A 23313-nucleotide genomic window follows, 5' to 3' on the forward strand; every position below is an offset into this window, starting at 1 on the left:
TATCTCCTCTAACCTGCCGCAAAAAAATCGCAGAATCATACAACAAAAGCCACCGCTTGTAGAGCATTTCCGCGCAAAAACGCGCAAACGATTTCCTTTCTGGTTTTTCACCGCCACTGTTAGAATACGCCCCGAATTTTACCCTCCACTTCTTTACATGACGGGGAATACTCGTGACTGACAAAACCTCACTGAGCTACAAGGATGCTGGCGTAGATATCGATGCCGGCAATGCACTGGTTGAACGTATCAAGGGCGTGTCAAAGCGCACTCGTCGTCCTGAAGTCCTTGGTGGTCTTGGCGGCTTTGGGGCCTTGTGTCAAATCCCTGCGGGCTACAAGGAGCCGGTACTGGTCTCCGGTACCGATGGTGTGGGCACCAAGCTGCGGCTGGCCATCGACCTGAAGAAGCACGACACCGTGGGCATCGATTTGGTGGCCATGTGCGTCAATGACCTGATCGTACAGGGCGCCGAGCCGCTGTTCTTCCTCGACTACTATGCAACCGGCAAGCTGGATGTGGACACCGCGGCAGCGGTGGTCACCGGGATCGGTGCCGGTTGCGAGCAGTCAGGCTGTGCCCTGGTGGGCGGCGAGACCGCCGAGATGCCGGGCATGTATGAAGGGGAAGACTACGACATCGCCGGTTTCTGCGTCGGTGTGGTGGAGAAGAGCGACATCATCGACGGCAGCAAGGTCGGTGAAGGGGATGCCCTGATCGCCCTGGCCGCCAGCGGCCCTCACTCCAACGGCTTCTCCCTGATCCGTAAAATTCTGGAAGTCTCCAAAGCCGACGTGCATCAGCCGCTGGGTGACCGCACCCTCGCAGATGCCTTGCTGGAGCCGACCCGTATCTATGTGAAACCTGTGCTCAAGCTCATCAAGGAGTGCGAGATCCACGCCCTCTCCCACATCACCGGCGGTGGCTTCTGGGAGAACATCCCCCGTGTCCTGCCCGCCAACACCCAAGCGGTGATCGATGAGCAGAGCTGGCAGTGGCCGGCAGTGTTCAGCTGGCTGCAGCAGGCTGGTAACGTCACCCGTCATGAGATGTATCGCACCTTCAACTGCGGCGTCGGCATGATCATCGCCCTGCCCGCCAACCAGCTGGAGAAGGCGCTGACCCTGCTCAAGGCGGAAGGCGAGAACGCATGGCACATTGGTCATATCGCCAAGGCAGCAGACGGTGAGGAGCAGGTCGTCATCAAATGATGCGGATCCTCGTCCTAATCTCCGGCAGCGGCAGCAACCTGCAGGCGATCCTCGACCACTGCGCCAGCGGCAAGATTGCAGGTCAGGTGGTTGGCGTCATCAGCAACAAGGCCGATGCCTATGGCCTGGTTCGCGCCAAAGAAGCAGGCGTGGCGACCTTCATTCTGGCCCAGCAGCAGTTTGCCAGCCGAGAGGAGTATGACGCCGCCCTGCTGGCGCTGATGGCAGACTATCAACCGGATCTGGTGGTGCTGGCCGGGTTTATGCGGATATTGAGCGGCGATCTGGTGCGCCATTTCGCCGGCAGAATGCTCAATATCCACCCCTCCCTGCTGCCCAAGTATCAGGGCCTGCACACCCACCAGCGCGCCATAGATGCCGGTGACAGTGAACACGGCGCCAGCGTCCACTTTGTCACCGAAGAGCTGGATGGTGGCCCGGTTATTCTGCAGGCCCGCGTGCCCATCTTTGAAGGGGACACGGCGGAGGAGGTAGCGGCACGGGTACAGGCGCAGGAGCACAGCATCTACCCGCTGGTGGTGCGCTGGTTCTGCGAAGGCAGGCTGCAGATGATAGATGGCGCCGTGCAACTGGATGGCGCCCTGCTGGGCCCCGCGGGTTACGCCTGCGAGTAACAGCTAACAACTGCATGTCAGATACAACAAGGGAGGCTTAGGCCTCCCTTGTCATTTCTACCTACCGCACGATGGCAGCGGTTAGGTCGGATTACTCGGCCAAGCGACCCTACACCGGATTGTCGATATCGATAAAGGTCACATCCAGCCCATGCACGGTCGCCAGCCACTCCCCCAGCGCCTTGACGCCGTAACGCTCGGTGGCGTGATGGCCCGCGGCGTAGAAGTGCATCCCCATCTCGCGGGCGGTGTGAATGGTCTGCTCTGAGGCTTCACCGGAGATAAAGGCATCGATGCCCTGCTCCGCCGCCAGATTGATGTAACTCTGACCGCCGCCGGTGCACCAGGCCACGGAACGGATAAGCTCGGGGCCGCTGTCGCCACAGTGGAGCGGCTCACGACCGAGACGCTCGGCAATCAGTTTGGCAAAATCGCGGCCGCTCATCGGCTCTTCCAGCTTGCCCACCATGGCGACGCTCTTGCTGTTCCACGGCTCCAGACCACGACGCACCTTGATGTCGAGCAGCTTGGCGAGCTGGGCGTTGTTACCCACCTCGGGATGGACATCCAGCGGTAAATGGTAGGCAAACAGGTTGATATCGTGGGTCAGCAGGGTCTTGAGCCGACGCTGCTTCATGCCGGTGATCTGGGCCGGTTCACCGCTCCAGAAGTAGCCATGATGGACCAGAATGGCATCGGCCTCGGCAGCCACCGCCGCGTCGATGAGCGCCTGACTGGCGGTGACACCGGTAACTATCTTGCGAATACGTTCGCGCCCCTCCACTTGCAAGCCGTTGGGGCAGTAATCCTTGATGGCGTGCGGTTCGAGCAGATGGTTCAGTACGGTTTCGAGTTTTCGATGAGAGATCATAGGGGTCCCTTATTAAGGCTCGGTCCCCTGCTTTACCAATAAAAACAGGGCCCAGGCTCAAAGCGCCAAGGGCCCCATGATAATCGAGCCGGGCCGTCAAGACCATGACAGCCCCCACACAGTACGGTTTCCCACATGCCTCAGGCTGGCAGGTCGATCCCCGCCTCCCGCATCTGGGCCAGCTTGTAGCGCAGAGTGCGCGGGCTGATGCCGAGTCGGTCGGCCACCGCCTTGCGGCTGCCGTTACAATCTTGCAGGGTGTCGAGGATGATCTGGTGCTCCTGCTGCTTGAGTTCGCTGCCGAGGCGATCGCCGCCATAGCTGCGCTCGACGCTGACAAACTCCATCTCCTGCTCGTCCAGCTCCTCCAGAATGAGGTGGTCACAATCAATGACCCCGTCGGGGCTGAGGATCAGGGCACGCTGTACCACGTTGTCCAGCTCCCGCACGTTGCCAGGCCAGGGGTGGGCCAGCAGTCGCTCCCGCGAGGCATCCGTCAACTGTGGTGTCGGTAACCCCTGCTGACTGGCATGAAGCGCCAGCAGATGTTCCGCCAGCGGCAGAATATCCCCAGGCCGCTCACAGAGGGCAGACCAGCGCAGCGGAAAGACGTTGAGGCGATAGTAGAGATCTTCGCGGAACAGACCATCCTGCACCGCTTTTTTCAAATCCCGGTTGCTGGTAGCGATGACCCGCACATCCAGCGGGATCATCTTGCGACTGCCGAGCCGCTCCACCTCTTTCTCCTGCAACACCCGCAGCAATTTGGCTTGCAGCCCCTGATCCATCTCGGTGATCTCGTCAAGCAGCAGGGTGCCTCCCTGCGCTTGTTCGAACTTGCCCGGGCACCCCTGTACCGCACCGGTGAAAGCCCCCTTTTCGTAGCCAAACAGGGTCGCCTCCAGCATGTTTTCCGGAATGGCGGCGCAGTTGATGGCGACGAAGGGCTGCTCGGCGCGGCTGGAGTTATCGTGAATGTAACGGGCCAGCACCTCTTTCCCCGTCCCGCTCGGGCCGGTCACCATCACGGTCGCTTCGCTTCTGGCCACCCGGGTCGCCAGCTGGAACAGCTCGGCAGTTTTGGGATCCCCGTAGACCACGGCGCGCTTCTCCACCTTCTGAGCGGGCACATAACGACTGACCTGATTGAGCAGCACCTCCGGCGAAAATGGCTTGGCCAGATAGTCGATGGCCCCTTCACGCATGGCGCGCACCGCGCCGTCGATATTGGCGTAGGCGGTCATCAGCAGCACAGGGATCTGCGGATATTGCTGGCGGATGGTGGCCAGCAGGGTGAGACCGTCCATCCCCCCCATCTGGATATCGGAGATCACCATGTCAAATGGCTGACGGGAGAGGGCCAGCAGAGCCCGCTCGCCGCTTTCCGCTTCACGGCACTCATAACCCCCCAGTAACAGGGTGTCCACCAGCGCTTCGCGCAGGCCATTGTCATCTTCAACTACCAGGATCCTGGCCTGTGTCATGCTACACCTCCAAGCTGCACCGGTTGCTGGTGCAGGGGGAACGACAGAGTAAAGCAGGTGCCTTCACCGGGAACCGAGGCCACACCGACCTCCCCCTGATGGGCACGCACTACAGATTGCACCACCGCCAACCCGAGACCTGTGCCCTGGGAGCGAGTGGTAAAGAAGGGTTCGAATACCTGACCGAGCTGATGGGAAGGGATCCCCTTGCCATTATCGATGACCCGCATCTCCACCCGGGCACCGCTGCGCACCGCGCTGACCAAGAGTGACGTAGCCCCTGCCTGCTGGGCATTGGCAATCAGGTTGTTGATGGCCCCCGCCAGCGCACTGCTGTTGGCCAGCAGACAGAGATCGGGCTCCGGCGCCTCCATGTGCAGCTCGCAGCCCTGCTGCTGGCAGAAGGCCTCGGCTCCTGCCTGCACTTCGGCCAGCAGCCCTTGTACCGAGATGGGGGTGACCACCTGATTGTCGCCATTGCGGGCGAACAGCAGGATGTCGTTGATCTGCTTCTCAAGATCCTGCAAACGGGCCATCAGCTTTTGCTGAAACTGAGTGCGAGATTCCGGCTTGAGGGTGCGGTTGGCCAGATTGGCGGCATAGAGCATGGCAGCGGAGAGCGGCGTGCGGATCTGGTGGGCGAGCGAGGCCGCCATATTGCCCAGCGCCGACAGCCGCTTCATGTGGTTGATGCGGTCTTGCAGTTTACGGGTTTCGGTCAGGTCATTGATAAAGACCAGCTGACCGGGCTGATCCGGCAGCGGTTGGGTCGAGAGCTGCACCCGGCGCCCGTCGCGCAAGGAGATCTCGTGGCCATCATCCTCCCGCGGCTCAAAGCAGCGGGCAATGATGTGGCGCCAGAGCTCCCCTTCCAACGGCTCCCCCAGCAAGGAGATGGCCGCCGGATTCGCGCGGGTGACCACCCCTGCCCCGTCAAGCAGCAACACCCCGGTGGGGAGCGCCTTGAAGATGGCATAGAGCTGGCTCACTTCGTGGGACTGGAGTGGCATGTCCTGCTGCTGGATTGTCATAAACCTGACCTCAAACTGGCTATTGGGTCAGGTTATTCAATTTCCATGCCACTAAATTATTTCAATTAAAACAATGAATTGCGCATTGGCGTCAAGGCTTTGACCCTCAGACGTCCTTGCTCATCCCGTACTTTTTCATCTTCTCCACCAGGGTGGTACGGCGCATGCCGAGCAGATCGGCGGCGCGGGCGACCACCCCGTCCTGAGACTCCAGCGCCTGACGGATCAGCTCCACTTCAAGGTCGGCCAGCATCTCTTTGAGGTTGACCCCCTCCTCCGGCAGCTGCATGGTGCGAGCCGAGGCGAGGGAGTGATCCAGCTCGGGCGGATCCTGAAACACCGCCGCCAGCGCATCCCGCTCATCCATCTCGGTCAGCCGCTCATCCCGCGGCTCGCTCGGCAGCAGACGATAACGGCTCGGCAGATCGGCCACATCGACGATCTGGTGCGGGTAGAGGATCAGCAGCCGCTCCAGCAGGTTGGAGAGCTCGCGCACGTTGCCGGGCCAGGGGTACTGCATCAGCGACTCCAGCGCACGCTGGGTCAGCCGGATAAAGCCATGGTGCTGCTCGGCATGGCGGTTGAGCAGCTCCTGCAGCAGCAGCGGAATGTCGTCGATACGATCCCGCAGCGGCGGCGTCTCAATGGGGAAGACGTTGAGGCGGTAGTAGAGATCTTCACGGAAACCCTGAGTGCGGATCATCGCCTCCAGATCCCGGTGGGTAGCCGCTATGATGCGCACATCGGCCTGAATGGGTTTGCCGCCACCGACCCGGTCGAACAGCCGCTCCTGCAATACCCGCAGTAGTTTGACCTGCATCGGCATCGGCATGTCGCCGATCTCGTCGAGAAACAGGGTGCCCCCCTGCGCCAGCTCGAAGCGACCGCGACGGGCCGCGATGGCGCCGGTAAACGCCCCCTTCTCGTGGCCAAACAGTTCACTCTCCAGCAATTCGGCCGGAATAGCGCCGCAGTTGATGGGCACGAAGGGGCCTTGGCTTCGGGAAGAGAGTTCGTGGATAGCGCGAGCCACCACCTCTTTACCGGTACCAGACTCCCCGAGGATCAGCACGTTGGCATCGGTCTCGGCCACTTGGCTGATGAGGCGGCGTACCTCCTGGATCCCCTTCCCTTTGCCCACCAGCAAGCGCAGCAGGGCCTGCCCCTTGTCATGGGTCTGCTGACGGGGATGCAAGGAGACGAACGCCTGACAGAAGTGCAGATGACGGGTGAGGGATTCATAGGTAAAGGGCGAGAGCGCGACCCCGATAAAGTTGCTGTTGGGCAGATCGGCCTCAACCAGCGAGAGGAAGGGAGTACGGGGGAAAGCGGCCAGCAGCTCTGAAAAGGGACGGTCGGTCAGCTCACCCACCAGCACCCCTTGCAGCGGACCGGAGGATTCGATGGCCACATCCAGATCGCTTTGTGCCACCTCCTGCCACGGGATCCCCATAAACGAGAGCACGGTTCCCAACTGTTGGCGCCGCTGCGCATCGGCATCAACAATCAACACGCCCATCTCCACCATATCCATTCCTCGCGATGTCCTGAACTAACTTATTGTTTTATTTAATGATAAAACAGCTACCGACTGTCTTTTTGCTGGCACACAAAGTGCCAAAATTCCGACACATTGTCAAAAATTGTCGTATTCAGGCTAAGTGTATCGACAGAAACGAGAGATTAGATAAATTTTGCCGAGGAATTTTCTGCATTGGCGCCGTTAACAAACGCAGCCAATAGCGGAAAGAAAACTGCCCTCGTCAGAGGGCAGCATGCAACACGGTGAAGCGCATTCAGTGGCGATTATGGTGGTGCGGCGCCGCGTAACGACACTCGGGAAAACGGCTGCAAGCCAGAAAGAGTCGACCGGCGTGGGGGCCTTTTTTCGCCTCCCGCTCCACCAGCGGCGCATCGCAGCGGGGGCAGTGGTGTACTTCATGCTCCTCGTCATCCTCTACATCGGCGAACAAGCCATCGACCAGCTCCCCCTCACTCTGTGGCGCCTCCACCATCCCCTTGGCCTGGATGGCGGGCTCGTGGAGCGACGCAGGCGAGATAGCCTCGGCATGGGCAGTGCGGCCACGCATCCCGGCACCGACATCCACGCCGTCCAGCAGCAGAGGGTTGAACGTCGGCTCGCGGCGCGCCCCGTGCGGCAGATCGTCGATCAACGGTTCGCTGGTTTTGACCAGCAGCGGCAGGATCTGTTCGCGCAGCTCTTCCACCAGATAGCTGGCACTTGCCGGGATCTGCAGCAACGGCAGACCGGCGCTGTCGCAGGCGGTTTTCAGAAAGAGATCCCGCGCCTTGCGCTTCTGGTGACGATGGGAGCTGTCATCGAGTTCGATGGCGCAGATAAAGGAGAGATCCGCGGGGTGGCAAAGCAGATAGTCGAAATGCTTGGCGCTGATCTTGTTGAAGTACTGCTGCCATTTGCTTTTGCCGATCCCGGCCTGCGGCGTCAGCACATCGGCCACCCGCACCTTGGCAAAGACCCGGGCCTTGTCACCCACCGCCAGATCCAGCACCCCGAGGAAGGATCGCTCGGCGGGACTGAACAGGGTCTCCTGCATATCATAGGGCAGGCGCTTTTGCTGTCTGCCTCTGCTCCAGAAGATCGCCAGCACAAGCAGCGCCAGCAACAACAATCCCGATAGGACAAGGGTATTCATGAGAGCACGATCCAGTTCACGACACGAAAGGGGAATCACTTTACCACAGCCGCCACGGAGCAAGGCAGCAGACCCGTGTATAGAAAGTGAAAAGTCCCGTCTTTTTATCTATTTGTCAGCAGGCGGGGGTTCATATGACCAGCCCCAGCAGGCACAATAGGGATAGAGCAAAAAATCCCATTTCAAGGAGAGCAGGATGCAAAAGCAATTGGTGGTCACCGTGATCGGTGCAGACAAACCCGGGATCGTCGAGAGTCTGGCTGCAGTCATCAGCCGCGAGCAGGGCAACTGGCTGGGCAGCGCCATGAGCGAACTGGCGGGACAGTTTGCCGGTATCCTCCATGTCTCTGTCCCCGATGAGCACTATCGGAGCCTGTGCGAAGCACTGGCCCTGCTACCGGGTCTGACCATCAGCTTTGCCGAAGGGACACCTACCGCCGAGCCAGCCCATCAAGTCATGATGACAGTGACCGGCAACGACCGCCCCGGTATCGTCCATGAAGTAGCCAGCATCCTGCGCCAGCTCGAGATCAACGTGGCCGATCTCACCACCGGCTGTGAACCGGCTCCCCACTCCGGCGCCCCGCTCTTCTATGCCCATGCGCTGGTTGCCCTGCCCGACGGGCTCGCGATGGATACGCTTATCACCGCGCTGGAATCCCTCTCCGACGATCTGGTGGTCGACATCGACGAAGCGTTCAGCGAGCAGTAACAATACTGTCATTTATTTGTCATATATTAACGCCATAACTGCCGCGCAGACGCGACCTGAAACAGAGGCACAAGATGAGCACCGACAAGCAGTATGAAGAGAAAGAGCTGAGCTGGCTCTCATTCAATGAACGGGTGTTGCAAGAGGCAATGGACAAGACGGTGCCCCTCATCGAGCGGGTTCGTTTTCTGGGGATCTTCTCCTCCAACCAGGATGAGTTCTTCAAGGTACGGGTATCGGACGTCAAGCGCCGCATCCTCATCAATGAAGTACATGGTGGCGACGATGAAGCGAAAGTGCTGCTGCGCGCCATCCAGCAAAAAGTGATGGCGCTCGGTGAAGCGTTCGACAACACCTATAAGGAACTGTTGATTGCGCTGGCTCGCCACAACATCTTCCTGGTCAACGAGAACCAGCTCTCCGATGCCATTCAGAAGTGGCTGCGGGTCTTCTTCAAGGAGAAGGTGCTGCGTCACATAATCCCGATCCTGCTCAACAAAGAGGTCAATCCGGTCAAATTCCTCAAGGATGAGTACACCTATCTGGCCATCGAGATGAAGAAGAACGGTCAGGTGATCCAGTACGCCCTGGTGGAAGTGCCGACCGACGACCTGCCCCGCTTCTTCCAGCTGCCACCGGAAGGGACCCGCCGCAAGAAGCAGATCATCATTCTGGATAACGTCATCCGCTTCTGTCTCGACGAGATCTTCAAGGGCTTCTTCGACTACGACGAGATTGCCGCCTATGCGGTGAAGCTGACCCGGGATGCCGAATATGATCTCTCCGACCAGCTGGACTTGAGCCTGGTGGACAAGATGAGTGACGGCTTGAAGCAGCGCCTCACCGCCATGCCGGTGCGCTTCGTCTACGAGCGGGAGATGCCCGCTGCCATGATAAGCTTCCTCAAGCTCAAGCTGCAGATCAGCTCCTACGACGCCATCATGCCGGGCGGGCGCTATCACAACTTCAAGGATTTCATTGGCTTCCCCAACGTGGGCCGTGACTATCTGGAAAACCCCAAGTTGCCGGCCCTCGATTGCCGCGATTTTGACGGCTTCGTCAACGCCTTCGATGCGATTACCAAGCAGGATATCCTGCTCTACTACCCGTATCACAAGTTCCACCACTTCACTGAGCTGGTGCGCCAGGCGGCGTTCGATCCGGCGGTGAGCGCCATTCGCATCAATATCTACCGGGTCGCCAAGAAGTCGCGGATCATCCACTCCCTTATCGATGCCGCCAACAACGGCAAGAAGGTGACCGTGGTGGTCGAGCTGCGCGCCCGTTTCGACGAAGCGGCCAACATCGACTGGGCCAATATCCTTACCGATGCCGGGGTCAAGGTGGTGTTCGGGGTGCCGAGCCTCAAGATCCACTCCAAGCTCTGCCTCATCACCCGCCACGAAAATGGCGAGGCGGTGCGCTACGCCCATATCGGCACCGGCAACTTCAACGAGAAGACCGCCAAGATCTACACCGACTTCTCGCTGCTGACCCGCAATCCGGATATCACCGCCGAAGTGGAAGGGGTGTTTGAATACATCGAGTACCCCTATAAGCGTTACAAATTCAACCACCTGCTGGTCTCCCCCATCAACAGCCGCCGTCAGCTCTATCGCCTCATCGACAACGAGCTCTCCAACGCCAAGGCGGGCCAGCCGAGCGGTATCATCCTCAAGATCAACAATCTGGTGGACAAGGATCTCATCAACCGCCTCTATGCCGCCGGCCAGGCGGGAGTGCCGATCCAGATGATCATCCGTGGCATGTGCGCCCTGCGTCCGGGCGTACCGGGCCTCAGTGACAACATCAAGGTGATCAGCATCATCGACCGCTTCCTCGAGCACCCGCGGGTGATGGTGTTCCACAACAAGGGCAACCCCCAGCTCTATATCTCCAGCGCCGACTGGATGAGCCGCAATATCGACGGCCGTATTGAGGTGGGCACCCCCATTTATGATGAGCGGCTCAAGCAGCGCATCATGGACATTCTCGAACTACAACTGAGTGATACCTGCAAGGCGCGGGTCATTGATGCCGACCAGCAGAACGAATATGTGAAGCGGGGCAACCGCCGCAAGATCCGCTCTCAGGTGGCGATTTACGACTATCTCAAACGTATCGAGTCAAACAATGGACAATAGTCTCTATGCCGCCGTGGATCTCGGCTCCAACAGTTTTCATATGGTGATCGCCCATCTGAGCGAAGGGCGTTTTCGCATCGTCGATCGCATCAAGGAGCGGGTGCGCCTGGCGGAAGGAATGGATGAGCAGAAACGAATGAGCCCGGAGGCGATGGAACGCGGCCTCGCCTGTCTGTCGCTGTTTGCCGAGCGCCTCACCAATATCAAACCGGATCAGATCCGCATTGCAGGTACCTATACCCTGCGCCGCGCCAGCAACGCCCGCGAATTTGTGAGTGAAGCAGCCAAGGTGCTCAACCACCCCATCGAGATCATCAGCGGGCAGGAAGAAGCACGGCTCATCTATCAGGGGGTTGCCCATACCCAGCATATCGAGGGTCAGGTACTGGTCATCGATATCGGCGGCGGCAGCACCGAACTCATCATCGGTGAAGGGTTTGAACACAAGGCCCTCACCAGTCGCAAGATGGGCTGCGTCAGCTTTACCCAAAGCTTCTTCGCCAGCGGCAAGCTGAGCGACAAGCACTTCACCAATGCCGTGCTGGAGGCGCAGCACCAGCTCGCCCCCATCGTCAACCAATACCGCAAGCTGGGCTGGCAGAGCTGCCTTGGCAGCTCAGGCTCCATTCGTACGGTACGGGATGTACTGCAAGGCGAAGGGCTGACTGACGGCAGCATTACGCTGGAGGGGCTGGAGCGGCTCAAGGCGCTGATGATTGAGCGCAAGCGAGTGGATAACCTCAAACTGGTAGGGCTTACCGAGGAGCGTCAGGAGGTGTTTGCCGCTGCGGTCGCCATCCTGCTTGGCCTGTTTACCTCGCTGCCCATCGAGCGGCTCGACTACTCCGACGGTGCTCTGCGCGAAGGGTTGCTTTATGAATTCGAGGAGCGCTTGCAGCACCACGATATTCGCGAACGGACGGCACAGGCGCTCGGTACCCACTACCGGATGGACCGCAAACAAGCAGCCCGGGTGGAGCAGAGCGTGCTGACGCTGTTTGATGCCCTGCAAGAGCCCTGGCAGATGGAGATAGAGCCCTATCGCGCCATCCTCGGCTGGGCGGCGCGGCTGCACGAAATTGGCCTTGCCATCAACTACAGCGGCATTCACCGCCACTCAGCCTATATCCTGCAACACACCGACCTGCCCGGCTTCAACCAGGACGATCAGGCACTGCTGGCCGCGCTGGTACGCTTTCAGCGCAAGGGGCTCAAGCTCTCCGAGCTGCCTCCCCTGCCCAACCACGACATGCAGACGGTGCTGCGCTGCATCCGCATCCTGCGCCTCGCAGTCGCCGCTCACCACAAGCGGCAGGACAACCTGCTGCCCGAGTGGAAAGTCGCAGTGCAAGGGGATCAGCTGGTCGTGACCCTGCCGATCGACTGGTGCGAGGAGAACCGTCTCCTGATGCAGAATCTGGAGAAGGAGCATCGTTATTGCCAGGAGCAGGGCTGGCCACTGTTGTTCCAGCTCGGCTAAACCGGAGCGATAAATGCAAAAGGCAGCCCAATGGCTGCCTTTTTCATCTCAATCTCCCGATTATTGCAACTCAGGCAACAACCACTTGGCCATCTCGAAGTAGATGATAAGGCCGGTACCATCCACCAGCGTCGCGATGAATGGCGCAGAGACCACCGCCGGATCGATGCGGAAACGGCGCAGCACCATGGGAATAATGGACGCGACTGTGGCACTCCAGAGCACGATAGCGATGATGGTAAAGGTCACCACCATGCCAATCTGTGGACCGACGCCAAGGCTCCATGCCCGCACCCAGGCCGCCATGGCAATGGCCCCCGAGATGAGCAGACCGGTGGAGAGCTCCTTTTTCAGCACTGTGCCGAGATTGCGCAGGCTCACCTCCCCGACCGCCATGGCACGTACTATGGTGGTGGTGATCTGGGTGCCGCTGTTACCGCCAGTACCGATCAGGAGCGGAATGAAGAAGGCCAGCGCAATGGCCGCCTCCAGCTGCTCCTCGAATGCCCGCAACACGGTGCCGGTGTAAGCTTCCGCCACAAACAGGATAAGCAGCCAGCCCACCCGTTTGCGCCACAGCTGCCAGGGGGTCGCCTGCAGATAAGGAGTATCGAGTGGCGAGGAGCCACCCTGCATCTCGGCATCCTCGGTGGATTCGAGCTCCAGAATATCCGCCGCATCATCGACGTGGAAAATACCGACCAGTCGCCCCTGATCCTCGACCGGCAATACCGACAGGTCGCGGTCGATGAGCAGGCGCGCTGCCAGCTCCTGATCCGCACGGGCATTGATCCGCACCGTCTCCCGATCCATCAGAGTCGCGACGCTGGCCAGCGGGTCAGCGATCAGCAAGGTCTTGAGGGAGAGGCTCCCTTGCAGACGACCATCCCCGTTGACCACATAGATATGGCGAAACAGCTGGGCATTGTCCCAGGCATCGTGGATCAGCTGTTTGGCGTGACCGACCGTGTCCTCCTCCCGCACCGCCAGATATTCGTGGCGCATGTTGGCCCCCACCGACTCGGTGGGCCAATCCAGCAGGGAGTAATACATGGCCTGCGCCTGGGTCGGGAAGCGAGCCAGCAACATGGTGCGATCCTGACGACCCAGTTTGCGCAGGATGGCGACCATATCACGGCGGGGAATGGCCTCCTGCAACACGCTGACGATGCTGCCATGGAGCCGCTGCAACAGGCGCCCGGCACTCTCGGCCGAGAGTGAGCCGAGCAGTTCGGCCCCTTGCGGGATTGGCAGGGTATCAAAGATGCAGTTGAGCTCTTCCGGACGGAGGGTCAGCAGTTGATCGGCGCGCTGAACCGGATCCAGATTATGTTCCAGCCAACCCTGCAGGGCGGCCAGATCGAGCAGTTGGTGACGGTTAAGAATGGTATGTGTTTTCTTCATCACAGATATCCTCATGTGATTTCAGGCGAGCCTGAATGCCTCCGTAAATAGCCGGAGGCAACGACAAGAAAACAGCAATTTGATTGACGAGTAATAGGCAGGAAATGACGCCGTTCGGCGTGTCATCATCCCCACGTACCAGCTTTAGCACTGTATAACGTATCCGGCATGCCGGAAGCCACTTGGGTTTACACCTTAATCCGATGAAAACTGTCCTGATCTTGGGCGTCTCTGGACGTCGTGAGATCAGTGGCCTGTGTTTATACAGGAGCCTCGCCTAACGAGATGCTGCAAATAATTCGCACAACCCTCTGTTGTGCGGGCGGCATGATTATCCAATCCCGCAGGGAGGTCAACCCCGCAGCTCCCATTAAATGGGCAACGGCAACAGCTTGTTACAATTGGCAGGAGATGACACGGAACCAATTTACAGAACCGTGATAAAAGAAAAGGCCCCAAAGGGCCCCTTCTTTAATTAGCGAATATAATCAAATAGCGTCAGACGGCTTATTTTGCTGAAAGAGAGTTGCGAGGCACTCAATGCCGCATCCTCTTTTGACAGAGCGGAAATCACTTCATAGAGATCCGCTTCCGACACCTTGGCTCTCGCCTCGGCGTTGAGGGTACTCAATCCCTCATTGGAGCCCATAGCCTGTTCCAGGCTGTTCATCCGGCCGCCCAACTCACCCAACCCATGGTCAATATTCAGGCGGGCATTTTTCATATGAACGGTGGCATCGGCAATTTTCTGCTCGAAGGTCTCGGCAGAAATAGCCGGATCTCGCAGAGCCGTAATAAAATCCGACATACCATTCAATATGTTGTCATTCTTAGGTGGATTAAGATCAAACTGCTCTGTATTGCCCACTGGCGAGCTGACAGTCAATTCCAACCCATTGAAAGGGATCTTGGTGCCAGCAGTGTAGTTACCCGTTTGCAGGGTAGTACCACCGGCATCCTTGATATCATAAGTATCAGGCGGACCTATGGTGGTTGAGACGGTATAAGTGTTGCTGGGCAGTGCCGAGTTATAATTGGACTTATAGAAATTATCAAAGTTACCCTGATCGCCTATCCCGACCTTGATATTTGCGGTGGTTGCACTGGCGGTTCTTCTGGTCGCCACGATTTCAAACAGATCCTGCCCGGAATCATTGGCAGCGATTTGTACTGTGGGTGAGACCTGAATATTTCGCTGACCTGGATCACCCTGATAAATATATTTTCCGTTGACGTCTTTTATATATGGCTGGGTCTTGCTCTGATTGCCACCAAATATAAATTCACCCGATGAGTTTTTGCTATTCATCAGGTCGAACATCTGCTGCTGCAACCCTTCAAGCTCGCTGGCGATGGCCTTGCGATCATCCATGCTGATAGCGCCATTATTTGACTTCTGGATCAGGGTCTGGGCACTGAGCATCGCCGTATTAAGAGAATCCAATACTGTCTCTTCATGCCCCAGGCTGTTTTCCAGCAAGCTGCCATTGACACTGTACTGCTTGAACAGGTCAATCTCCTTGGTCAGTGCCATCTTCTGACTCATCCCTGCGGGATCTTCTCCAGCTGTCTGAAATTTATTGCCGGTTTGCAGTTGTTGATAGGCAGTATTCAACCGCTCGTTGGCACTGTTGAGGGAATATAAATTCCGGTCGTAGATCATGTTGGTGGTGATGCGCATGACGTTACCTCACGGAAGAGAGCAGTGTATCGAAAATGGTTTTGGCCGTGCTGACGATTTGCGCCGATGCCGCATAGGATTGCTGGAAGCGGATCAGATTGGCAGCTTCCTCCTCCAGATTGACCCCTGACACGCTTTCAAAGATGCCGGTGCTCTGGATAAGCTTGGACTCATTGGCCTTGAGCAGCGTTTTTGCCTGACTGGTATTGTTACCCACTTCCATCACCAACCCGGAATAGGCCTGATTGAAGGTCATCTTGTCGTTGGTCGTCCCGCCATTGGTGCTCTTGCGCACCAGATCCTTGTTTTGCAGCTCGGCCAGAACCAGGCCATTGCTGTTATCGGCAAAGCCATTGCTATTGTAACTGAGCTTGAAGCTGTCACCGGCATCCACCGTGCCGGTGATGCTGAACTCGTAGCCGGGGGCCTGTTTCGGGTTGGCATAGACTGCGGCTCCGGCGGGGAAAGGGTTGACGATCGCAGACATCAGGTTTTGCCCTTTGCTGCTCGCAGGGGCCGTGCCTATCAAGGTAGTACCATCGGCTTGGAAAACCTGATAGTTACCACTGGCATCAATTTTGACCACTTGGGGCGCTGTCGGGCTCAGACTATTGGTACCAAAACCTGACCCAGCACCGGTATTGAATACGCCACCCAGTTTGATATCAGCCCCGCCGCCATTATTGGTGGTCTTTTCCGCTTTAAGCGGAGAAGCCAGGGCCAAATCTTCCGGTCGGGTGATCAGCTGACCCAGACCGGCGGCCGCACTTTTGGTCGGTTGCAGCAACAGTTTGTCACCCGCAGCCGGCGTGCCGGTGAGATCGATCGAGATCCCGTGCCCAGTCAGCTCAAAGGTTGTTGGTGGGGTAGCCCCCGCAGTGATCAAGGTACGATTGCCAGACTTGTCCAGCGAGAACACCTCATAACCGGTAGCGCTGCTAAATTGCACTTCGTAATCAAACGGGGTCACTGATGTCCCCTTGCCCGGCACGAAGCTGACATTCGCCCCGACCGTCCCCGTGTTATTGCCGTAGGGTAAGCCCTTGCTGGTAGGCAGAGTGAAGATATCGCCGCCAATCTCGTTATCCAGATCCATCCCGAGGCGGTTCTGCTGGTTCATCGCATCGGCCATCGCCACGGCCAGCTGTCCCAGTTCGCGCTTGGTCGGCTCAAGGTCGGTACGCGCCTTGAACAGCCCCCCCATGGCACCACCAAACGTATCATGATCAATGGTTGCCTTGTTCGCCCCCAGGGTCAGCTGCAGCTCCTGATCCCGGGAGTCAGGATCTCCTGCAATCACCTTGAACTGGGCGACGCCCCCATCGAGGATCAGCGAATGGCCGGTGCTCATATTGACCAGCATGCTGCCGTTGGGTTGGGCTACGGTGCGAATATCCATCTTCTCCGACAGCTGGCGGATCGCCTCATCCCGTTGATCAAACAGCATCAGGTTCTCTTCGGGTGACCCCTGGGTGCGGATGATGGCCTGATTAAGATCATTGATGCTGGTGAGCAGGCTGTTGACCTGCTTGGTTTCATCTTCAATGCGGGTGTTGAGGGTATCGCTCTGCTTGTCGAGCTGCGCCGAGAGGGTATGAAAACGGTTGACCATGCCACTCAACTCCGTCATCACCACCTTGCGCCCACCGATCTCGGCAGGCGATTCATTGGCAGAGTGAAATGACTTGAAGTAGGAGGTGATGGCCGCCCCCACGCTGTTGCTGGTATCCCCAAGCAAGCTGTCAACGCCAGCCAGCTGTTCATAATGGGTCAGGGAGGCATGATAGGCAGAGGTATCACGGCGCACCTCCCCCTGCATATAGTCGTTGATCACCCGCTCGGTCTTGATGTCACCGGTCCCCAGACCGATGGTATTGGTATACACCAGCGTACGCTCACGCACATAGCCCTGGCTATTGACGTTCACTATGTTGTTACTGGTGGTCTGCAGCAGGCGTTGCTGTGCCAGCACGCCCGATGAACCAATCCCAAGCAGGTCGCTTGCCATACGTTACAGCTCCATCTCGTTGTATTGGGCAATGGCATCACTGCGCAATACCTGTTTCAATTTTCTGGCGTAGTGCGGGTCGGTGGCATAACCCGCCTGTTGCAGCGCCTCAAAGTAGCGATCGGGACTATCCACCTTCGCCAGGGCGCCCTTGTAGCGAGAGCCGGAAGTGAGGAAGTCCACGTAGTCGTTGAAGCTCTCTTCAAACGACTCATAGGAGCGAAATGCCGCTTTCTGGCGTGAGGCAACGCCTTGCTCATACTCGAGCGTGCTGACCACAGCCTTTGGCCCTTCCCAGCGTGGATCGGCCTTGATGCCAAACAGGTTATGGGTCACCTGCCCCTCGCCATCCTTGATCACCCGCTTGCCCCAACCGCTCTCCAGTGCCGCCTGAGCGACCAGTACCGCCGGGCTTAACCCCAGCTTGTCGGCCGCTTTCTTGGCCAGCGGCATCAGGCGATTGACGAACTCTTCCGGTGTATCGAACTCTTTGCCCCCACTACCGGTGGCACTGCCCTCTTCGCTGGCCATGCGCCCCATGGGCGGAATGCTGCGGTGCGGTCGACGGGGCATAGTGAGTGCGTGGCTCTCCTTGACCCCCTCGGTCATCTCTTTTTCAGCAAAATCTTTGCCAACTTTTGATGCCGCGATCAAATCATCGGCAGCCGCCGTCGGTGGCTGATAGGGTTTGTAGGTCCGTTGGGTGCGCTGCGGCATCTTGAGCACCCGTCCATCCTGATGGGTAAAGGTCTCGGGAGAGAGCTGCTTGGCCACCATATCAGCCAATCCCAGTCCCCCCTTGCTGGACATGTCAGCAATCCGCTGCTCATCCAGCATCCCTTCATAGAACTGGGTATAGCTGCTGTTCATCGGGTTGTCCTGAGTCAACACCCCGTTGGCCTGACGCATGCTCTGAAACAGCATCTGGGTAAAGATTGACTCGAACTGGCGTGACGCACTCTTGAGCGCTTCGGCCTGTCCCTCTTTGCTTTGGCTCATCTGGCGCAGACGATCCAGGTTCTTGATGTCCTGTACCATCCCGAGATTCATGCCGCTGTTGCTGTCAAACTCCGCCATTTTGCTTACCTCATTGCCACCCGTGGCAACCACTTGCCGCTTGTTACAATATGACCAGTTGCCCCTCGATGGCGCCTGCCTGCTGCAGCGCCTCAAGGATGGCCATCAAATCACCGGGGGCGACCCCGACCTGATTGACCGCCCGGACCAGATCGTCCAGGGTCGCACCGGTATCAAATTTGAACATTCGCCCCGGCTCCTGCTGGACATTGATGGCCGAGTTGTTGGTCACCGTCGTCTCTCCTCCCGCCAACGGGTTGGGCTGGGAGACCTGCTGGTTTTCGGCGATAGTCACCGTCAACCCGCCATGGCTGATGGCCGCCGGTTTGAGCTTGACCTGACTGCCTATCACTATGGTGCCAGTGCGGGAGTTGACGATGATCTTGGCCGCCTCATTGGCCGGATCCACCTCTAGGTTCTCGATGGTGGCGAGATAGGAGACGCGCTGACCCGGATCCCGCGGGGCATAGACCTTGATCGAAGTAGCATCGAGCGCCTGAGCGGTATTGGGCCCCACCAGATCGTTGACCACATCGGCCAGACGGCGCGCCGTAGTAAAGTCGGGGCGGTTAAGGTTGAAGGTGATGGTGTCCCCCTGACTGAAAGAGTTGGGCACCTCCCGCTCCACGGTCGCACCGTTGGCAATCCGCCCGACGGTCGGGGTATTGATCACTACCTTGGAACCATCAGCCCCCTCGGCCCCCAGACCACCAACCACCAGACTGCCCTGGGCAACCGCATAAACCCGGCCATCGAGTCCTTTCAGGAAGCTTTGCAACAGGGTGCCGCCCCGCAGGCTCTTGGCCTCGCCAATGGCAGATACCGTCACGTCGATGGTCTGGCCCGGCTTGGAGAAGGGGGGCAGGTCGGCATGGATCGCCACCGGTGCCACATCCTTGATCTTGGGCTTGATGTTATCCGGCACCTTGATGCCAAAATTGTTGAGCATGGTACGGAAGGTCTGCTCGGTGAAGGCGTTGTTCTTCTCGCCAGTACCGGGCAACCCCACCACCAGACCGTAACCAATCAGCTGGTTGTTACGCACCCCTTCAACCGAGCTGATGTCCTTGATCCGGGCCGCATTGGCCACACCCAAGGGCAGCAGACAGCAAAGCAGAGTGACAAGACGGAGTGACTTCATAACATCTCCTAGAGCGGCCACCAGGGACCATTGAAAAAGCTGGTAAGCCACCCTTGCTCCTGGCTATTGGCCAGATCGCCGGTACCACCGTAGTAAATGCGGGCATTGGCCACTTTCTGGGACGAAACGCTGTTATCAGACGTCACGTCCTCCGGGCGAATAAGGCCGGTGATCCGGATATATTCATTGCCATTGTTGAGCATGATCCACTTCTCACCGCGCACCACCAGATTGCCGTTGGGCAGTACCTTGGCCACGCTGACCGAAATATTGCCCTGCAGGCTGTTGCTCTGATCCGCCTTGGCCTGGCCCTTGAACGCGCTGTCTTGAGCAATGGAGGCTGAGAGATCATAGGGGCTGGCGGTGACTGGCACGCCACCCAACTTGACCGGGTCCAGATTGAACTTGTTATTCTTGCCACTCTGGGTATTGGCCTTTTTCGAGGCAGAGGTCGACTCCGACAACTCGATGGTAATGATGTCACCTACCTTGTGTGCCTTGATATCCGAATAGATGCCATTGACCTGATCCGGCTGGAAAATCGCCCCTGTCGGTCGCACCGACACCGGCTCCGACTCCCCGTAGACGGGGGAAAACTCGGGATCATCAGGCTTGGGCGTATTGGGAGTGCTGCTACACCCTCCCAGCACCAACAATCCCAGCATCCATAAGGCTTTCATCATGCACCTCCTAATTAGGTACGCTGGATCAGGAAGGACATCATGCCGTCCACGGCGGAGAGCACCTTGGAGTTCATCTCGTAGACCCGCTGAGCCTGAATGAGGTTCACCAGTTCTTCGGTCACGTTGACGTTGGAAGTCTCCAGCATCCCCTGCTTGATCACCCCCAAGCCATCGGCACCGGCAGTCCCCTGAGCGGCAGCACCACTGGATTGGGTCTCGACAAACATGTTCTCCCCCATCGGCTGCAAGCCGCTGGCGTTGACGAAGTCGGAGATGTTGATCTGACCGACGACCTGAGAAGCGCCATCGCCCTTGAGCTGCACCGAGACCTGACCATCTTCACCCACCGTAACGCTCTGGGCGTTTTCCGGGATCTGGATTTCCGGTTGCAGCGGGTAGCCATTACCCGGGGTCACTATGGTCCCTTCATCGTTGAGGGTGAACTGACCGTTGCGGGTATAGGCCGCACTACCATCCGGCAGCTGAATTTCAAAGTAACCACGACCACTGATCATCAGGTCCAGCGAGTTGTCGGTGGTTTGCACGTTGCCCTGGCTGTGGTTTTTCTGGGTCGCCACCACCTTGGCACCCGCCCCCAGCATCAGGCCGGAGGGGAGCTCGGTATCGGCAGAGGAGCGGCCACCGGGCTGGTTGATGTTTTGATACAGCAGATCTTCAAAGATGGCCCGTGACTTTTTAAAGCCCACGGTGCTGGCGTTCGCCAGGTTGTTCGAAGTGACCGAAATATTGGTCTGCTGTGCATCCAACCCGGTCTTGCTGATCCAGAGTGCGGGATTCATAGGTAACTCCTTGATTAGCTGATTCGCAGCAGTTGGGTTTGAGCTTCATCATTCTCTTCGGCCGTCTTCATGATTTTGACCTGGGTTTCGAACTGGCGTTGCAGCCGGATCAGGTTGGTCATCTCATCCACCACATTGACGTTGCTCCCCTCAAGGGAGCCGGCAATCAGGCCGACATTGGCAGAGGCGGGTTCATTCTGGCCATCTTTGCGGCGAAACAGACCATCTTGCCCCTTCTCCACCGCATCGGCGGCCGGGTTGACCAGCTTGATCCGCTGAAAATCTTCCGGCAAGTTGGCGGCTGCCCCCTCCGGACGACCGCTGATGGTGCCATCCCGATTGATCTCGAGTTTCTCCATCGGCATCGGCAGCACGATGGGCTGACCACCGTCATCCACCACATTCAGACCGGTCGAGGTCTGCAAATTGCCGGTCGCATTGACCTGCAAATTCCCCATGCGGGTATAGGCCTCGCCGCCCTTGGGATCCTGCACGGCAATCCAGCCAGGACCATCCACCGCCACGTCCAGATCCCGTCCGGTGGTCATCAGCATGCCATGCTGCAGGTTCTGACCCGGGCGCTCAGCCATGGCAAACACCCGGCTTGGCAAGCCCTCTCCGAACGCCTGCATGCTTCTGGCCTGCTCAAAATCGGACTTGAAGCCGGTGGTATTGGCATTGGCGAGGTTGTTGCCGCGAACAGCCAGGCTGTTCATGGTCTCTTTGGCCCCGGACATGGCGATATAAAGCAGGTGATCCATGGAATTCTCCGTCAAACAGATGACTCTGACAGGAGAAATGCAATTAGAGTGCCAACAGCAGAAATATGGGGGGATAAGGATGGGAATGCGACAGAAACAGAGAGGGGGCCAAGCCCCCTCTCATTATCATTTATTGCGAGATTAACGGATCTGCAGGATGGTTTGCTGCAGCGAACTATTGACCTCCAGAGAACGAGAGTTGGCCTGGAAGTTACGCTGGGCAGTGATCAGGTCAACCAGCTCCGAGGTCAAATCCACGTTGGACTGCTCCAGCGCCGATGATTTGATGGTCCCGAAAGTGCCCGAGTTCGGCGTCCCCGGCAAGGCATCGCCAGAGAGCAGGGACTGTCGCCAGGAGGTATCGCCAACCTGAGTCAATCCTTGCGAGTTGGCAAATTTTGCCATGGCAACCATAGCGACCTTGAGTGTGGTGGCATTACTATAGGTAGCAGAGACAATCCCGTCTGGCGTGATCTCCACCTTGGTCAAACGGCCGACAGTAGAGCCATCTTGAGTCAACTTGTTGACTTCAAACGGAGAAGAATACTGAGTCACAGTGCCAAGTTGAATCTCAACTTCCTGGGTGGGATCTGCACCGTTGGTGATAATGCCAGCACCTGCCGGGGGCGCGACCCCCAATTGTTCTGTCTTGATGGTTGCCGGTGTTGTTGGCGTCACCATCTTGCCATCAGCACCAAAGGTGATGCGTGCGGCAAGCGGTGGAACAGGAGTCACACCAGCCGCCATCGTTGTTGGAACTCCCCCCGCAACATCAATGGGTTTATCCCCCTCATACATGTACATACGCCAAGCGGTAGGATTGGCAGGCTTTGTCACATCAGCTGGGTCAGCTTCCTTGACAAAATATTGTGTGATCACATGAGGAGAACCCAATGAATCATAAATAGTGACCGATGTAGATGAGGCATAACTTTTAGGATTATTGATCGGATCAAAAATGGAGGCGTCTGCAGCAGTGTTACCTGCAGCCAACGGGGTTGAATCAGACTTCAGATTGAAGCTGGCTTCAATCTTGGTTGTTTGTTTCGGCTCCCCTGCCCGATCCGGGATCTGGATAGGCTTGGTTGCGTTTATGCTCACCGCTTTTGGCGTTCCATCAACGTTCACCTCATAGCCTTGCAGATAATGGCCCTGATTGTTGACCATATAGCTGTTTTCATTGAGCTTGAAGGCACCGGCACGGGTGTAGGTGCGATCCAGATTGGTCAGACCGTCAGAGGTCACAAAGAAGCCGTTACCCTGAATAGCCAGATCCAGTGCGTTATTGGTAAATTGCAGCGCCCCCTGATGGAACTGCTGGGCAACCGCGCCAGTCGCCACACCATTACCGACCTGGGTCTTGGCATTGACAAAGATGGAGTTGGCGTAAACATCCGCAAACTCTGCTCGGGACTCCTTAAAGCCCATGGTATTAACGTTGGCAATGTTGTTAGCGGTGACGTTCAAGTCTTTTTGTGCCGCGTTGACACCGCTCAAGGCATTGTTAAATGACAT

General features: G+C 57.9%; 19 protein-coding genes and 1 riboswitch. Of the genes, 5 read left to right on the top strand and 14 right to left on the bottom strand.

Features of this window, described 5'->3' with window-relative positions:
- Window positions 1-173: 173 nt before the first annotated feature.
- On the top strand, window positions 174-1211 hold the full coding sequence (gene purM, locus I6L49_RS08200) for a phosphoribosylformylglycinamidine cyclo-ligase (protein ID WP_216951164.1): 1038 nt from the start codon (window positions 174-176) through the stop codon (window positions 1209-1211).
- Window positions 1208-1846, top strand: a complete 639-nt coding sequence (gene purN / locus I6L49_RS08205; RefSeq protein ID WP_216951165.1) for a phosphoribosylglycinamide formyltransferase — start codon at window positions 1208-1210, stop codon at window positions 1844-1846. The genes purM and purN overlap by 4 nt, the downstream gene beginning before the upstream one ends.
- A 109-nt stretch (window positions 1847-1955) precedes the next feature.
- Here the strand turns inward: purN and I6L49_RS08210 are convergent, their stop codons facing one another.
- From I6L49_RS08210 to I6L49_RS08230, 5 genes are all read right to left on the bottom strand, one after another.
- On the bottom strand, window positions 1956-2717 hold the full coding sequence (locus I6L49_RS08210) for a Nif3-like dinuclear metal center hexameric protein (RefSeq protein ID WP_216951166.1): 762 nt from the start codon (window positions 2715-2717) through the stop codon (window positions 1956-1958).
- A gap of 140 nt (window positions 2718-2857) precedes the next feature.
- Window positions 2858-4201: a sigma-54 dependent transcriptional regulator gene (locus tag I6L49_RS08215; protein ID WP_216951167.1), complete on the bottom strand. Its 1344-nt coding sequence runs from the start codon at window positions 4199-4201 to the stop codon at window positions 2858-2860.
- Entirely contained in the window at window positions 4198-5232 is a 1035-nt protein-coding gene (locus I6L49_RS08220; protein ID WP_005334126.1) for a PAS domain-containing sensor histidine kinase, read from the bottom strand. The genes I6L49_RS08215 and I6L49_RS08220 overlap by 4 nt, the downstream gene beginning before the upstream one ends.
- Before the next feature lie 106 nt (window positions 5233-5338).
- Entirely contained in the window at window positions 5339-6760 is a 1422-nt protein-coding gene (locus I6L49_RS08225) for a sigma-54 dependent transcriptional regulator (protein WP_216951625.1), read from the bottom strand.
- Between the two features lie 268 nt (window positions 6761-7028).
- On the bottom strand, window positions 7029-7907 hold the full coding sequence (locus tag I6L49_RS08230; protein ID WP_019446143.1) for a DUF2726 domain-containing protein: 879 nt from the start codon (window positions 7905-7907) through the stop codon (window positions 7029-7031).
- Window positions 7908-8103: 196 nt separating this feature from the next.
- Between I6L49_RS08230 and I6L49_RS08235 the strand changes: the two genes are divergently transcribed.
- From I6L49_RS08235 to ppx, 3 genes are all read left to right on the top strand, one after another.
- The gene (locus tag I6L49_RS08235) at window positions 8104-8619 is read left to right on the top strand and encodes a glycine cleavage system protein R (protein ID WP_047437655.1); all 516 of its coding nucleotides are present in this window, start codon (window positions 8104-8106) and stop codon (window positions 8617-8619) included.
- A gap of 74 nt (window positions 8620-8693) precedes the next feature.
- Window positions 8694-10763 (top strand): polyphosphate kinase 1, encoded by a 2070-nt coding sequence (ppk1, locus tag I6L49_RS08240; RefSeq protein WP_005350671.1) that lies wholly within the window; start codon window positions 8694-8696, stop codon window positions 10761-10763.
- The gene (ppx, locus tag I6L49_RS08245) at window positions 10753-12243 is read left to right on the top strand and encodes an exopolyphosphatase (protein WP_139444045.1); all 1491 of its coding nucleotides are present in this window, start codon (window positions 10753-10755) and stop codon (window positions 12241-12243) included. The genes ppk1 and ppx overlap by 11 nt, the downstream gene beginning before the upstream one ends.
- 60 nt (window positions 12244-12303) lie before the next feature.
- On the opposite strand, the gene mgtE is transcribed toward ppx, so the two are convergent.
- The 9 genes from mgtE to flgE all read right to left on the bottom strand — a co-directional run bounded on the left by mgtE (window position 12304) and on the right by flgE (window position 23313).
- Window positions 12304-13647, bottom strand: coding sequence for a magnesium transporter (gene mgtE / locus I6L49_RS08250; RefSeq protein WP_164537144.1), 1344 nt, complete (start codon window positions 13645-13647; stop codon window positions 12304-12306).
- Between the two features lie 122 nt (window positions 13648-13769).
- A riboswitch (M-box (ykoK) riboswitch) is annotated at window positions 13770-13939 on the bottom strand.
- Between the two features lie 183 nt (window positions 13940-14122).
- Window positions 14123-15328, bottom strand: coding sequence for a flagellar hook-associated protein FlgL (gene flgL, locus I6L49_RS08255; protein ID WP_216951169.1), 1206 nt, complete (start codon window positions 15326-15328; stop codon window positions 14123-14125).
- Between the two features lie 4 nt (window positions 15329-15332).
- A complete protein-coding gene (locus I6L49_RS08260; protein ID WP_216951172.1) occupies window positions 15333-17336 on the bottom strand; it encodes a flagellar basal body rod C-terminal domain-containing protein in 2004 nt (667 codons plus the stop codon).
- 3 nt (window positions 17337-17339) lie between these two features.
- Entirely contained in the window at window positions 17340-18413 is a 1074-nt protein-coding gene (gene flgJ / locus I6L49_RS08265) for a flagellar assembly peptidoglycan hydrolase FlgJ (protein WP_216951174.1), read from the bottom strand.
- 43 nt (window positions 18414-18456) lie between these two features.
- Entirely contained in the window at window positions 18457-19554 is a 1098-nt protein-coding gene (locus I6L49_RS08270; RefSeq protein WP_216951176.1) for a flagellar basal body P-ring protein FlgI, read from the bottom strand.
- Between the two features lie 8 nt (window positions 19555-19562).
- Window positions 19563-20234, bottom strand: coding sequence for a flagellar basal body L-ring protein FlgH (gene flgH, locus I6L49_RS08275; protein WP_204382953.1), 672 nt, complete (start codon window positions 20232-20234; stop codon window positions 19563-19565).
- Between the two features lie 14 nt (window positions 20235-20248).
- A complete protein-coding gene (gene flgG / locus I6L49_RS08280; RefSeq protein ID WP_005334158.1) occupies window positions 20249-21037 on the bottom strand; it encodes a flagellar basal-body rod protein FlgG in 789 nt (262 codons plus the stop codon).
- A 14-nt stretch (window positions 21038-21051) separates the two neighbouring features.
- Complete coding sequence (gene flgF / locus I6L49_RS08285) at window positions 21052-21798, bottom strand: flagellar basal-body rod protein FlgF (protein WP_005334159.1); 747 nt, start codon at window positions 21796-21798, stop codon at window positions 21052-21054.
- A 141-nt stretch (window positions 21799-21939) separates the two neighbouring features.
- Window positions 21940-23313, bottom strand: coding sequence for a flagellar hook protein FlgE (gene flgE, locus I6L49_RS08290; protein ID WP_042080196.1), 1374 nt, complete (start codon window positions 23311-23313; stop codon window positions 21940-21942).

It is taken from the genome of Aeromonas sp. FDAARGOS 1419, assembly GCF_019047045.1.
GTDB classification, from domain to species: Bacteria; Pseudomonadota; Gammaproteobacteria; order Enterobacterales; family Aeromonadaceae; genus Aeromonas; species Aeromonas veronii.